This window comes from Mycobacterium canetti CIPT 140010059 (assembly GCF_000253375.1).
Lineage (GTDB): Bacteria > Actinomycetota > Actinomycetes > Mycobacteriales > Mycobacteriaceae > Mycobacterium > Mycobacterium tuberculosis.
In genome coordinates this window covers 3,783,466-3,797,059 of record NC_015848.1, presented here as the reverse complement: position 1 = coordinate 3,797,059, position 13,594 = coordinate 3,783,466, and the positions used below count along the sequence as shown (strand labels likewise).

The window sequence follows — 13,594 nt, the reverse complement described above, 5'->3', positions numbered from 1 at the left end:
GGCGTCAGGCCAGAGTCGCCCGCACGCACACCGTGACGTAGGGCAGCGCAAGGCCGTTGCTATTCGCCAGCGCCGGATGGGTGGCCAGCAACTGCCGCACCCGGTCGAGCGTTTTGGTGCGGACCTGCGCCGGTGAGGTGATGCAATAGCTGCGCGAAGCCACCAGGTCGATAAGGGCTTGTGGCGTCAGGTAATTCGTCCACTCGACCTGATGGCGTTGCACCGCAGTGAACGGCTCGGGCAGCGTCACCCTGTCGCGCACCGGATCGCCGTCGCGACCGATGATCTCACCCAGCTCGCGCACCCAGCCCAGCCGTTCGTCGCGGGTGTTCCACACCAGGCCGAGCCGCCCACCCGGACGCAACACCCGGGCGACCTCCGGAATCGCCCGGGCGGGATCCACCCAGTGCCACGCCTGAGCCACCAACACCGCGTCAACGCTGTTGTCGTCCAACGGAATCTCTTCGGCGGTGCCCAGCAGCGCGACGGTCTGCGGCAGCGCAGCACGCAGCACGTCCAGCATTTCCGGGATCGGATCGACCGCAACCACGTCCAGGCCGCGTTCGACCAGCCGGGTGGTCAGCTTGCCGGTGCCCGCTCCCAGGTCGAGCACGCGGCGCGCCGCGGCCGGCAGCAGCCAGTCGATCGCTTCCGGTGGATACGACGGACGCCCCCGCTCGTAGGCGCCGACCGCGGAGCCAAACGACAGGGACATGTCGCGTCGGGAGCACGTCACCGCCGACACGCGCCTTCGCGATCAGCCAATCCCAGTGTCTGGCGGATCAATTCGCCCACGGCCTCGGTTTCCACCAGGAAGCCGTCGTGTCCGTAGACCGACTCGACGACTCGCAGCCCGGCGCAGCCCGGCAGCAGCTCGGCCAGCTCCTGCTGCAGGCGCAGCGGGTAGAGCCGGTCGGAGGTGATGCCGCCCACCACCACCGGCACCGGGCAGCCGCGCAGCGCCGCGGCGACACCGCCGCGGCCGCGGCCAACATCGTGGCTGTTGAGCGCCTCGGTGAGAATCACGTAGCTGCCGGCGTCGAACCGGGATAACAGCTTGTCTCCTTGGTGTTCCAGATAACTTTGCACCGCGTAGCGCCCGCCGATCGCCGGGTCCTCGTTGCCCTGGTTGTGGTTGGCGAACCGGGTGTCGAGCTCGATCTCGCCGCGGTAGGTGAGGTGCGCGAAGCGGCGGGCGAGTCGCAGCCCGGCGTCTGGTGCCCTCCCCGTCTCGTGGTAGTCGCCGCCCTGCCAGTCCGGGTCGGCCTTGATGGCCGCGATTTGCGTTGTCTGCGTGCCGATCTGATCTGCGGTGGCGCGCGCACCGACCGCCAGCAGCAATCCGGCTCGGACCCGATCCGGGTAGCCGACCACCCATTCCAGGGCCCGGGCGCCGCCCATGGAGCCGCCGACGACGGCGGCGACCTCGGTGATGCCCAGCGCGGCCAGCGCCGCGACGTCCGCCTGCACCTGGTCACGTATCGAGATCAGCGGAAATCTTGAGCCCCAAGGTTTTCCGTCGCGGGCAAGCGAGCTGGGCCCGGTGGAGCCGCGGCAGCCGCCGAGCACATTGGTAGCTACCGCGCACCAGCGGGTGGTGTCAATCGGGGCACCCGGCCCGGCCACCCCGTCCCACCAGCCGGGGGTGGGGTGGCCGGGTCCGGCGGGCCCAGTGATGTGCGAGTCGCCGGTGAGCGCGTGCAAGACCACCACCACGTTGTCCCGTGCGGGCGACAATTTGCCCCAGCGTTGCACGGCGATACAGACATCGTCGATCACCGCCCCGCTTTCCAGTTGCAGCGAGCCGACGTCTATCAGGCCGATTTCGCCTTCGGCGGGCAGCGTCTGGGTGGGTACATCGGAGATCGTCATGTCAGAATTCCTCAGAACGCCGCCACGGACTGCGGGTCGGCGCTGAATCTGCGGGCCGCGGCAAAGCCAAGCTCCAGGTCGGCCAGGATATCGTCGATACCTTCGATGCCCACAGCCAAACGCACCAGGCCCGGGCTGACCCCGGTCGCCAGCTGCTCGGCCGGGCTCAGCTGGGCATGAGTGGTCGATGCCGGGTGGATCACCAGCGAGCGCACGTCACCGATGTTGGCGACGTGGCTGTGCAGCTTCAACGCGTTCACGAATGCCTTGCCGGCCTCGATGCCGCCGGCCAACTCGAAGGACAGCACGGCCCCGGTTCCCTTGGGCGCCAGCCTCTTGGCCCGCTCATGCCAGGGCGAGGAGGGCAGCCCCGCATAGTTGACCGAAAGCACGTCGTCGCGGGCGGCCAGGAACTCGGCGACGCGCTGCGCGTTGGCGACGTGCCGCTCGATCCGCAGGCTCAGCGTTTCCAGACCCTGCGCCACCAAGAACGCGTTGAACGGCGAAGCCGCCGAGCCGTAGTCACGGAGCAGCTGCACTCGAGCTTTGAGCGCAAACGCCGGTGGACCCAGCTCGGCGAACACCACGCCGTGGTAGCTGGGGTCGGGGGTGGTGAAGCCGGGGAAGCGGCCCTGGGTCCAATCGAAGTTGCCGCCGTCGACGATCACACCCGCGATGGCGGCACCGTGCCCGCCCAGGTACTTGGTGGCCGAATGCACGACGATGTCGGCGCCCTGGGCCAACGGTTGGATCAGGTATGGCGTGGCGATGGTGTTGTCGACGATCAACGGCACCCCGTTGCGATGGGCGACCTCGGAAACCGCCGGGGTGTCCAGCAGGTCGATCTGCGGGTTGGAGATGGTCTCGGCGAAGAACGCCTTGGTGTTGGGCCGTACCGCCGCCTGCCAGGTGTCCAGATCGTCCGGATCGTCGACGAAGCTGACCTCGATGCCGAGCTTGGCCAGCGAATAGTGGAACAGGTTGTAGGTGCCGCCGTACAGGCGCGGGCTGGACACGATGTGATCGCCCGCGCCGGCCAGGTTCAAGATGGCGAACGTCTCCGCGGCCTGCCCCGACGACAGGAACAGCGCGGCCACACCGCCCTCGAGCGCGGCGATGCGCTGCTCGACGACGTCGGTGGTGGGGTTGCCGATCCGGGTGTAGATATTGCCCGGAATTTCCAGTCCGAACAGGGCGGCGGCGTGCGCGGTGTCGTCGAAGGTGTACGACGTGGTCGCATAGATCGGCAGAGCCCGGGCGTTGGTGGTCGGATCAGGGTGCTGACCAGCGTGTATCTGTTTGGTTTCGAACGACCAATGCGCGGTCGGATCGGCGTCGGTGCTATTGCTGTCGGCGCTCATGAGCTTTCCCCGTCTGGTCAGGGGCCCGTCATGGCGGACCCGCGCTTGCCGCGCAGCCGGCGATGGCTACTCAACCTGGTCATCACCCGGGGCACCCCACCGCGGTTGGAGGGTTGCCGGCCAGCAAGCCGGGGCTTGACGCTGGCGCTCATGACCGACTCGAAGCCTAGCGCATGGCAGCTACTCAGTGCCAACTCAAAGCACAACTCCGGCGGTCTCAACTGGCCCTTTACCGGCTGCTAGGGGCCCGCGCGGGCTGCTAGTAATCTGATGTGGACTCCCATGTCCAACGCACCCAAGATAAAAGTCAGCGGTCCGGTCGTAGAGCTCGACGGTGACGAGATGACCCGTGTCATCTGGAAGCTCATCAAGGACATGCTTATCCTTCCCTATCTCGACATCCGCTTGGACTATTACGACTTGGGCATCGAGCACCGCGACGCCACCGACGACCAGGTGACGATCGACGCGGCGTATGCGATCAAGAAACACGGTGTGGGCGTAAAGTGCGCGACGATCACCCCCGACGAGGCCCGTGTCGAGGAATTCAACCTGAAGAAGATGTGGCTGTCGCCCAATGGGACAATCCGGAACATCTTGGGCGGCACAATCTTTCGCGAACCTATCGTGATTTCTAATGTGCCGCGACTGGTTCCGGGGTGGACCAAGCCGATCGTCATCGGCCGGCACGCTTTTGGTGACCAATATCGGGCGACGAACTTCAAGGTCGACCAACCGGGCACCGTCACACTGACTTTCACGCCCGCCGACGGCAGCGCGCCGATCGTGCACGAAATGGTGTCCATCCCCGAGGACGGCGGCGTCGTGCTGGGGATGTACAACTTCAAGGAATCCATCCGGGATTTCGCGCGCGCGTCGTTCTCCTACGGCCTCAACGCGAAATGGCCGGTATATCTGTCCACCAAGAACACCATCCTCAAGGCCTACGACGGCATGTTTAAAGACGAGTTCGAGCGCGTCTACGAAACCGAATTCAAGGCGCAGTTCGAAGCGGCGGGGCTGACCTACGAGCATCGGCTGATCGACGACATGGTCGCTGCCTGCCTGAAATGGGAAGGCGGTTACGTGTGGGCGTGCAAGAACTACGACGGCGACGTGCAGTCCGATACCGTCGCACAGGGCTACGGCTCGCTGGGCCTGATGACGTCGGTGCTGATGACGGCCGACGGCAAGACAGTCGAGGCCGAAGCCGCCCACGGCACCGTCACCCGGCATTACCGGCAGTATCAGGCCGGTAAACCGACCTCAACAAACCCGATCGCGTCGATCTTTGCCTGGACCCGCGGATTACAGCATCGCGGCAAGCTGGATGGCACTCCCGAAGTCATCGACTTCGCCCACAAGCTGGAGTCCGTCGTCATCGCCACGGTGGAGAGCGGGAAGATGACCAAGGACCTCGCGATCCTCATCGGTCCGGAGCAGGACTGGCTGAACAGCGAGGAATTCCTCGATGCGATCGCCGACAACCTGGAAAAGGAGCTGGCCAATTAGGGCGAGCAGACGCAAAATCGCCCAATTTCGTGCCGAAATGGGCGATTTTGCGTCTGCTCGCGCCCGCTAACTGGCCCGGACATGCGGGCAGCACTCTTCGATGAAGCTGGTGATCAGCTCAGTGATGCGCCCCGGAGCCTCGAACATCGGAACGTGACCGACGCCGTCGAGCACGGTGAGCCGGTGGCCCGCCGGTAGCGAGTCGGTGAAATGACGGCTGAACCTGCTGGGAGGGACCACCCGGTCCTGCTCGCACAGCACCACGTGGGAGGGCACGGCGGTATGTTCCAACTCCTGCAGCCCGGGCAGCACCAGCGCCTTGACCAGCAGCTGAAAATAGGCCGGGCAGTGCGCGGCGTCGTCGATGATGCCGGACAGCTCGCGCTCGCTCACGCCGTCCGGTGTGGCGCTGATCGGCAGGGTGGCCAGCAGGCGGCTGAACGGCAGCCGAAGCGCCCGTTGGCCAAGAATGTGGGCGACGGCCAAGATCGGCGCCCCTGCGATGAACTTAGCGATCACTTCGAACTTGACTGGACTCCAGCGGGTCCAACCGCCCGCCGGGGCGATACCGGTCACGCTGCGTGCCCGGCCACGTCGTTCGAGTTCGAACGCGACCCAGCCGCCCAACGAGTTGCCGACGATATGGCTGGTTTCCCAGCCCAGTTCGTCGAGCTGGCGTTCGACGTGGTCGGCCAGCACCGCCGAGGACAAAAACCGGGTGCCCGAGGCCGGTCCGCCGTTGTGGCCGGCCATCGTGGGGGCAAATACCTCGAAGCGGCCGGTGTCGGCCAGCTGCTGGGCGACCTTCTCCCACACCGTCTGGGACATCAGGAACGGGTGTAGCAGTAGGACCGGCTCTCCCGAACCCAGGCGTATCGGACTGCGCATAGAGCCGACACTAAAGCCGGTACCGCCGGTACCGCAAGCAGCGTGGTGACCGGTGGTCGACGGGGAGTGCACCCCGCGTGAAAGGATCGGGGCATCATGAGCACCCCTACCGGGTCCCGCCGGATCTTCTCCGGCGTGCAGCCCACGTCTGACTCGCTTCACCTCGGTAATGCCTTGGGCGCCGTCGCCCAATGGGTTGGCTTGCAGGATGACCACGATGCGTTCTTCTGCGTGGTCGACCTGCATGCGATCACCATCCCTCAGGATCCCGAGGCACTGCGGCGCCGGACCCTGATTACCGCCGCGCAATACCTGGCGTTGGGAATCGATCCCGGCCGCGCCACCATCTTCGTGCAAAGCCAGGTGCCGGCTCACACCCAGCTGGCGTGGGTGCTGGGTTGTTTCACCGGCTTTGGCCAAGCGTCGCGGATGACCCAGTTCAAAGACAAGTCTGCGCGTCAGGGCAGCGAGGCCACCACCGTCGGCCTGTTCACCTATCCGGTACTGCAGGCCGCAGACGTGTTGGCCTACGACACCGAGCTGGTGCCCGTCGGGGAGGACCAGCGGCAGCACCTCGAGCTGGCCCGCGACGTCGCGCAACGGTTCAACAGCCGATTCCCCGGCACCCTGGTGGTTCCCGACGTGCTCATCCCCAAGATGACTGCCAAGATCTACGACCTGCAAGACCCGACATCGAAAATGAGCAAATCGGCGGGCACCGATGCCGGTTTGATCAACCTGCTCGACGATCCGGCGTTGTCCGCCAAAAAGATTCGCTCCGCCGTGACCGACAGCGAACGTGACATCCGCTATGACCCGGACGTCAAGCCAGGGGTGTCGAACCTGTTGAACATCCAGTCGGCGGTCACCGGGACCGACATCGACGTTCTCGTCGACGGCTATGCCGGACACGGCTACGGCGATTTGAAGAAAGACACCGCCGAGGCCGTCGTCGAATTCGTCAACCCGATCCAAGCCAGAGTTGACGAATTGACCGCAGATCCCGCGGAGCTGGAGGCCGTGCTCGCCGCCGGAGCGCAGCGCGCCCACGATGTGGCCAGCAAAACGGTTCAGCGGGTCTACGATCGGCTCGGGTTCCTTCCATAACGGGGGTAGGGCAGTCGATCATGGGCGAGCTCGCCGAGCCAGGGGTGCTTGACCGGCTGCGGGCCCGGTTCGGGTGGTTGGACCATGTCATGCGCGCGTTCACGCGCTTCAACGATCGCAACGGCAGTCTTTTTGCGGCCGGACTCACCTACTACACGATCTTTGCGATATTTCCTTTGCTGATGGTCGGTTTCGGGGTGGGTGGATTCGCGTTGTCGCGTCGTCCGGAGCTGCTGACCACGCTCGAGGAGCGCATCCGCACCTCGGTCTCCGGTGACGTGGGACAGCAGCTGGTCGACCTGATGAATTCGGCGATCGATGCACGCGCGTCGGTCGGGGTGATCGGTCTGGCGACCGCGGCCTGGGTGGGCCTGGGCTGGATGTGGCACCTGCGGGAAGCGTTGAGCCAGATGTGGGCACATCCAGTCGCTCCGGCGGGCTACCTGCGCACCAAACTGTCGGATCTAGCGGCCATGGTGGGGACGTTCGTGGTGATCGTGGCCACCATCGCGCTCACCGTGCTCGGCCATGCCAGGCCGATGGCTGCGGTACTGAGATGGCTTGAAATACCCCAGTTTTCAGTGTTCGACGAGATCTTTCGGGGCATCTCGGTGCTGGTATCGGTGCTGGTGTCGTGGCTGCTGTTCACCTGGATGATTGGCCGGCTGCCGCGGGAGCCGGTCGGTTTGGTCACCGCGGCGCGGGCCGGGCTGATGGCGGCGGTCGGCTTCGAGCTGTTCAAGCAGGTGGGGGCGATCTACCTGCAGATAGTGTTGCGCAGCCCGGCGGGCGCGGTGTTCGGGCCGGTGCTGGGGTTGATGGTGTTCGCGTTCGTCACCGCGTGGCTGATCCTGTTCGCCACCGCGTGGGCGGCGACGGCTTCGGCGTAAAACCCGTGGGCCAGCCCGCGTACCCAGCGACCTCTAGGCGTGAATGTCGCTGACCTCGATGGCGGTGGGCTCATCGAGGTCGCTTTCCAGGATCCAACACACCGTGGAGTGGTCGTGTTCGGTGGGCGGGCCATATGACGCGTGGTCAAGCAGGGTCTGCAAGTGGCCTTCGAGGGCAATCAGTTCGGCGATCTGCGCGCGGACTTCGTCGATGCGGGTGCTCAGTAGTTGGCGGACGTGTGCGCACGGCGCCTCGCCGCGGTCGTGGATGGCCAGGATTTGGCGTACTTCCTGTAATGTCAGCCCGGCCGCTTGGCCCCGATGGATAAACCGCAGCCGATCCACGATCTCGGGTCCATAGTTGCGATACCCCGATGCTGTGCGTGCAGGCGGCGGCAGCAGCCCCGAGTTCTCGTAGAAGCGGAGGGTCTTGGTGCTGGTGTTGGTGAGCGCGGCTACCTCGCTGATCTTCATGCGACTCCCCTTGACCTTCTAGTGCACTAGAAGGTTAACACTGGGTACATGTGAGCCGCCAGCAGTGCGGGCGATCGTGACGAGCCTGATCTAGGTGAGCCCATACCGCTGAATTGCGGCCTGCGGAAAGGGGTTACCAGATGAGAACAACCATCGACACCGCACCGCGTGTGCCCGCGCAGGCCTGGCGCCCGACGCCACTATGACCATCCGCTGATTCCGTCGGCAGGCGCCCATGCCGACAACGGGAGCGGGATCGAAGGCTTGTGGATGAGCCTCGGCCAGCGGCTCCGGTGTGGTTCTCTGGATCTGGCTCCTCAATGCACCCATGCCCTGGTCCCCTCCCAGACTGCATCGGCGCTGTGAAACGACATCATGGCGCCGGTCAAACCTGACCAGACAGCCACACCTATGGCGTGGATCGCGATCCAAAGCCCGCCAGGTAACGGCTTTTAGCAGAACGGAAACCCCATCATGTTCACCGGCATCGCTAGCCATGCCGGCGCCCTGGGTGCCGCCTTAGTGGTGCTGATCGGCGCCGCAATTCTGCACGACGGCCCAGCAGCGGCCGACCCAAACCAAGACGATCGGTTTCTGGCGCTGCTCGAGAAAAAGGAAATCCCCGCCGTCGCGAATGTGCCTCGCGTCATCGACGCGGCCCACAAAGTGTGTCGCAAACTCGATGGCGGCATGCCGGTGAACGACATTGTGGACGGGTTACGCAACGATGCCTACAACATAGACCCGGTCATGCGCCTCTACCCTGTCCGCCTCACGACGACCATGACCCGATTTATCAGTGCGGCAGTGGAGATCTACTGCCCGAACCATCACAGCAAGATGGCGTTCGCCATGGCCAATTTCGAGCCGGGATCGAATGAACCGACGCATCGCGTTGCGGCGTCCACGCGCAGCGCGGTCAACTCGGGAAGCGACCTGCGGGCGTCGGTGTCGGACATGACCACCATGTCGCCGGGATGGCGGGAACCGACGGGTGCGATGCTTGCCTCGGTGCTCGGAGCGGTTCGCGCGGGGGATCCCCTGATACCGAATCCGCCGCCGATTCCGGTACCGCCGCCGGCGGCGCAGACCCTGATTCCACCCCCGCCGATCGTGGCACCGCCGCCACCGCGACCAGCGCCGCCGCAACAGCCGCCGCCTCCGCCGCCAGAGGTTGAGCCGCCTGCTGGTGTTCCGCAGTCCGGGGGCGCTGCCGGCAGTGGCGGCGCCGGCAGCGGTGGTGGCGGCGGTGGTGACGGACCGGTAGAGCCGTCGCCTGCACGACCCATGCCGCCGGGCTTTATCAGGCTCGCGCCGTGAGACCGTACCCGTGTCGTCGGCTACCGCCCAAGCCGGCTGCCGAGCGCTTCGCGGCGATCGGATGATTGCGGTACAAGCCGCGCGGCGCCGGTAGCCCTCGCCAGAGTGACCGGGTCGCCGGGGCAACCGTCAACGTTGACCGAGTACTCACGGTGCGAGCCTGGGCATTGTGACGGGCCTCCACGGACGCTCAGCCCACCCGCCAGTCATCGTTGACCATGACGGCCGTCACCCGCAGATCACGGTCCAGCACAACAAGATTGGCGGCATAGCCCGCCGCCAGCCGGCCCACCCCGGTGAGCCCGAGAGCGCGGGCCGGCGTCGCCGAGGTCACCTGCACCGCGGCGGCCAGCGCCACATCGCCGGCTGAGTCCGACTTCGAGCCGAGCCCAGCCACCGTCCGGAAGAGCTGATCCATGGTGGTGGTGCTGCCCGCCAGCGTCGACGCACCAGCCACCCGTGCCACGCTCGACTCGACCTCGATCGGCATTGTGCCGAGCCGGAACGCGCCATCGCCGCATCCGGCCGCGGCGATCGCGTCGGTGACCACGGCGACCCGATCGGGACCGACGGCTTCGATCACCGCGTGCACCACCGCGGGGTGCACGTGCACGCCGTCGGCGATGATTTCGACGGTCACCCGCGGGTCGCACAGCAACGCCAGCACGGGTCCGGGCGCCCGATGGTCCAGCGGCGGCATCGCGTTGAACAGGTGGGTGCCGACTGTCGCGCCCAGGTCAATGGCGTGTCGGGTCTGTGTGTAGGTCGCATCCGTATGCCCCACGGCGACAACCACTTCGGCGTCACGGAAGCGCCGGATCGCCGCATCGCTTCCGGGCAACTCGGGTGCCAACGTGACCATCCGGACGGCGCCGTCGGCGGCGGCGAGCACCGACTCGATCTCGGCGGGATCCGGGGCACGCATCCGGGTGTGGTCGTGCGCTCCGCACCGCGCTGGGCTCAGCCACGGCCCCTCCAGATGGATGCCCGCGACGACGCCGTCCCGAGTTGCCTCGGCCAAAGCGCCCACGGCGGAGAGCAACTCGGCGGGGCCCGCGGTGACCAGACTGGCCAGCGTGGTAGTGGTGCCGTGCCGCAGGTGAAACTCGGCCGCACGGGCGATGTCTGCGGCGTTGCCGTCGGCGAACGACGCGCCGCCCCCGCCGTGCACATGCATATCGACAAAGCCGGGCACCACGATCGCATCGGGGAATTCCGCGTCGGCCGGCATGGGCGGTGCCCCAGCGCCACCGGAGAGAATCCGACCATCGGCGGTGTGCACCCACCCTGGCCGGCATATCCGGCCGTCGATGACGACGGCGTCGGCGCCGAGCACGGTCACGGTTCGTCCGCCGCCGGTGACCGCTCGGCGGGCCAGCGGCCGCCGTTCTCCCAGAAGTGCCGGATCTCCTCGAGTTTGCGGCCCTTGGTCTCCGGCGCAAAGCGGTACACGACCACGAACGCGACGACGGCGAACGTGCCGAAGACCGCGAAAACGCCTGCGCCGCCGAGCACACGCAGCATGGTGAGCGAGAAGGCGGCAACGATCGCGTTGGCCGTCAGTGTCGAGGTGAGCATCAGGCTCGATCCCATCGACCGCAGCCGGGACGGGAAGCTCTCCGCGGCGTACACCCAGACCAGCGAGCCGAATCCGAAGTTGAACCCGATGATGAACAGCAGCACGCCGGCGAACCCCAACACCAGCCCCGTGCCACCATCGGAGTCGTTGGCGAATACGGTGATCAGCACGGCATCTGCGGTGATCATCGTCGCGATGCCGGACAACAGGATCGGGCGACGGCCCAGCCGATCGACCAGAAACAGCGAGGCACACACCGCCGCCAAGCCGGCGACTTGCACCATCGCGGGCAGGGCAAGCATCGCGAAATAGCCCGCGAAGCCCATGGCGGCGAAAAGTCGCGGACTGTAGTAGATGATCGCGTTGATCCCGGTGATCTGGACGAGGAAGCCGAGCGCGATGACGAACAGCGTGGCCCGCAGATACGGCCGCCGCACCATTTCGCCGATACCGCCGCCGCGTTCGTCGACCGCGGCCGCCATATCGGCCAGCTCGGCATCGATGTCGGCCTCCGGCTGGATCCGCCGCAGCGCGCTACGCGCGTCGGCGATCCGGCCCTTGAGCAGATACCAGCGGGCGGTATCGGGCATGCGCCACAACAACGGCAACAGCAGCGTGGCCGGCGCGGCGGCCAGCCCGAACATCGCGCGCCAGCCGTGCGATCCGGCCAACAGGTAGCCGACCAGGTAACCGACGACGATGCCGCTAAGCGTCGCCAGCTGATACGCGGTCACCAACGACCCACGCACCGCCGCCGGCGCCGACTCGGCCACATACACCGGCACCACCACCACCGACAGGCCGATTGTCACACCCAGCAGCAGACGCGCCACCACCAGCATCGGCACGGACACCGAGGTCGCGCCGAGCAGGGCGAACACTGCGTAGCCGGCGACGATGAGCACCACCGATTTCTTGCGTCCGATCGCGTTGGCGAGGATGCCGCCGCCAAGCGCCCCGGCGATCTGGCCGAGCACCGCCGTGGTGGTCAGCAACTCCTGTTCTCGAGTGGTGAGTTCGAATTCCTCGCTGAGAGACAGCAACGCACCCGCGATGGCGGAAAGGTCGTACCCGTAGAGGACGCCGACGCTGGCGGCGGTGAGCCCGACCAGGAGCGCCCGGCGCCCCGATCTGGTCAGTTGACCGGTACCGGGGCGCTCAGCACGTCCACCACGCGGTCGGGGTCGTCGGGCGCCCCGGCGGGCGTGAACCCCGCGTCCTGGTATAGGGCTGTAGTCATTTCGATGAGGCTGCCACAGCGTCGTCACGCGGTCAACCGCTGGTCAAGCCCCGATTTCGGTGCCGACCAAGGCCGGCTAGGATCCCCGCCCGCAAACGACGCCGAAGGTATCGGGGTAAGCAGCTAGTGCTGCGGCCGGCGGTTCATCGCCCGCGCGACCATGATCAACCCGAACACGATCAGGGTGCCGATGACGGCCACGCCAACCCGCACCGGAAGGGCGTCGGCGGCCGATATCCGCGCCGCGGCCTGGGGGTCGACTCGTTGCCGGTCGGCGGGATTGCGGTCGGTGGACATCAGCGACGGGTCGGGTTCGATCAGTGTCCCGATCTGGGTGCCTGCCGGGGTGTTGAACCCGTAGTCGAGCAGGTGCGCCGCCTGCTCCCACGGCGGGATCGGCTGCCGGGTCCCGTGCAGCAGCACCGCCATCAGCCGCCGGCCGTCGCGGTTGGCCGCGCCCACGAAGGTCTGCCCCGCGTCGTCGGTATAGCCGGTCTTGCCGCCGAGCGCGCCCGGATAGTTGTAGAGCAGCTGGTTGTCGTTCTCCAACTCGTAGCCTGGATGGTCGCCGTGCCCCGGGAAGTCGAAGGTGCGGGTCGCGACGATGTCGGCGAAGACCGGGTTCTGCCACGCGTACCGGTAGAACAGGCCGATGTCATAGGCCGACGTGCTCATGCCGGGCCCGTCCAGTCCGGACGGCGTGGCCACTCGGGTGTCCCGGCCGCCCAGCTTGGCGGCCAGCAGATTGATTTTCTCCAGCGCGGCCGGCATGCCGCCGAGCTGCCTGGCCAGCGCGTACGCGGCGTCGTTGCCGGAGTGCATCAGCAGCCCGTGCAGCAGCTGGTTGACGGTGTAGGTGCCACCGGTGTTCACCCCGACTTTGGTGCCCTCGACCGCCGCGTCGTCGGCGGTTCCGGCGACCGACTTGTTGAGGGTGAGCGTGTTGATGGACGCCATCGCCACCAGCACCTTGATGACGCTGGCCGGGCGGTGCCGGCCGTGCGGATCCCGGGCGGCGATCACCGCGCCGCTGTCCAGGTCCGCCACCAGCCAGGCCTCGGCCGAGACGTCGCCGGGCGCTGGCGCGCTGCCAGGGGCGGTGATGATGCCGCAGCCGCCCAGCGCGTTCCCGCCGACCGGGGTGGGGGGTACCACCAGCGGCAGTGGGGGTTCACCGGCCGCGGGAACCTCCGACGAGTCCACGGCGGGTGGGGTGGACACCTTGTACGGGCACGCCGCCGGTGCGGCATTGGGTTCGCCGGCCGCGGTAGGTAGACCAATTCCGGTGCCTACCGCAAACACGGCTGCTGCCAGGCACGATACCGAACGTAAGAAGGCCATCGTCTGTGCA

The 13,594-nt window shown here is 66.7% G+C and carries 12 protein-coding genes and 1 riboswitch; of the genes, 4 read left to right on the top strand and 8 right to left on the bottom strand.

Translation table 11 applies throughout. The features are described from left to right. Positions 1 to 4: 4 nt before the first annotated feature. From MCAN_RS17730 to MCAN_RS17720, 3 genes are read right to left on the bottom strand one after another with little or no spacing between them, the layout of a single operon-like run. Positions 5 to 736, bottom strand: coding sequence for a class I SAM-dependent methyltransferase (locus MCAN_RS17730; protein ID WP_014001698.1), 732 nt, complete (start codon positions 734 to 736; stop codon positions 5 to 7). After that, entirely contained in the window at positions 733 to 1,872 is a 1,140-nt protein-coding gene (metX, locus tag MCAN_RS17725; protein WP_014001697.1) for a homoserine O-acetyltransferase MetX, read from the bottom strand. Before metX ends, MCAN_RS17730 begins: the two co-directional genes overlap by 4 nt. Positions 1,873 to 1,883: 11 nt before the next feature. Further along, positions 1,884 to 3,233, bottom strand: coding sequence for a bifunctional o-acetylhomoserine/o-acetylserine sulfhydrylase (locus MCAN_RS17720; protein ID WP_003900028.1), 1,350 nt, complete (start codon positions 3,231 to 3,233; stop codon positions 1,884 to 1,886). A gap of 36 nt (positions 3,234 to 3,269) precedes the next feature. Then, positions 3,270 to 3,389, bottom strand: a riboswitch (SAM riboswitch). A gap of 126 nt (positions 3,390 to 3,515) precedes the next feature. On the opposite strand from MCAN_RS17720, the gene MCAN_RS17715 reads away from it, so the two are divergent. Then, positions 3,516 to 4,745, top strand: coding sequence for an NADP-dependent isocitrate dehydrogenase (locus tag MCAN_RS17715; protein ID WP_014001696.1), 1,230 nt, complete (start codon positions 3,516 to 3,518; stop codon positions 4,743 to 4,745). Positions 4,746 to 4,811: 66 nt separating this feature from the next. Here MCAN_RS17715 and MCAN_RS17710 read toward each other — a convergent pair whose 3' ends face one another. Beyond that, a complete protein-coding gene (locus MCAN_RS17710) occupies positions 4,812 to 5,633 on the bottom strand; it encodes an alpha/beta fold hydrolase (protein ID WP_044081650.1) in 822 nt (273 codons plus the stop codon). Between the two features lie 96 nt (positions 5,634 to 5,729). Here MCAN_RS17710 and trpS point away from each other — a divergent pair, with 96 nt between their 5' ends. Both trpS and yhjD read left to right on the top strand, forming a co-directional pair. Next, positions 5,730 to 6,740 carry a tryptophan--tRNA ligase gene (gene trpS, locus MCAN_RS17705; RefSeq protein WP_014001694.1) on the top strand — a complete coding sequence of 337 codons (1,011 nt, stop codon included), beginning with the start codon at positions 5,730 to 5,732 and terminating at the stop codon, positions 6,738 to 6,740. Positions 6,741 to 6,760: 20 nt separating this feature from the next. Continuing rightward, on the top strand, positions 6,761 to 7,630 hold the full coding sequence (gene yhjD / locus MCAN_RS17700) for an inner membrane protein YhjD (RefSeq protein ID WP_014001693.1): 870 nt from the start codon (positions 6,761 to 6,763) through the stop codon (positions 7,628 to 7,630). 33 nt (positions 7,631 to 7,663) lie between these two features. Here the strand turns inward: yhjD and MCAN_RS17695 are convergent, their stop codons facing one another. Then, positions 7,664 to 8,104, bottom strand: coding sequence for a hypoxia response transcriptional regulator (locus MCAN_RS17695; RefSeq protein ID WP_014001692.1), 441 nt, complete (start codon positions 8,102 to 8,104; stop codon positions 7,664 to 7,666). A 474-nt stretch (positions 8,105 to 8,578) separates the two neighbouring features. Between MCAN_RS17695 and prp1 the strand changes: the two genes are divergently transcribed. Continuing rightward, the gene (gene prp1 / locus MCAN_RS17690) at positions 8,579 to 9,424 is read left to right on the top strand and encodes a PDZ-interacting protease regulator Ppr1 (protein WP_014001691.1); all 846 of its coding nucleotides are present in this window, start codon (positions 8,579 to 8,581) and stop codon (positions 9,422 to 9,424) included. A gap of 190 nt (positions 9,425 to 9,614) precedes the next feature. Here prp1 and nagA read toward each other — a convergent pair whose 3' ends face one another. From nagA to dacB1, 3 genes are all read right to left on the bottom strand, one after another. After that, entirely contained in the window at positions 9,615 to 10,766 is a 1,152-nt protein-coding gene (nagA, locus tag MCAN_RS17685) for an N-acetylglucosamine-6-phosphate deacetylase (protein ID WP_003417418.1), read from the bottom strand. After that, the gene (locus MCAN_RS17680; RefSeq protein ID WP_003912183.1) at positions 10,763 to 12,142 is read right to left on the bottom strand and encodes a sugar porter family MFS transporter; all 1,380 of its coding nucleotides are present in this window, start codon (positions 12,140 to 12,142) and stop codon (positions 10,763 to 10,765) included. The genes nagA and MCAN_RS17680 overlap by 4 nt, the downstream gene beginning before the upstream one ends. 224 nt (positions 12,143 to 12,366) lie before the next feature. Beyond that, positions 12,367 to 13,584, bottom strand: coding sequence for a D-alanyl-D-alanine carboxypeptidase DacB1 (gene dacB1 / locus MCAN_RS17675; protein ID WP_014001690.1), 1,218 nt, complete (start codon positions 13,582 to 13,584; stop codon positions 12,367 to 12,369). Between the last annotated feature and the right edge of the window lie 10 nt (positions 13,585 to 13,594).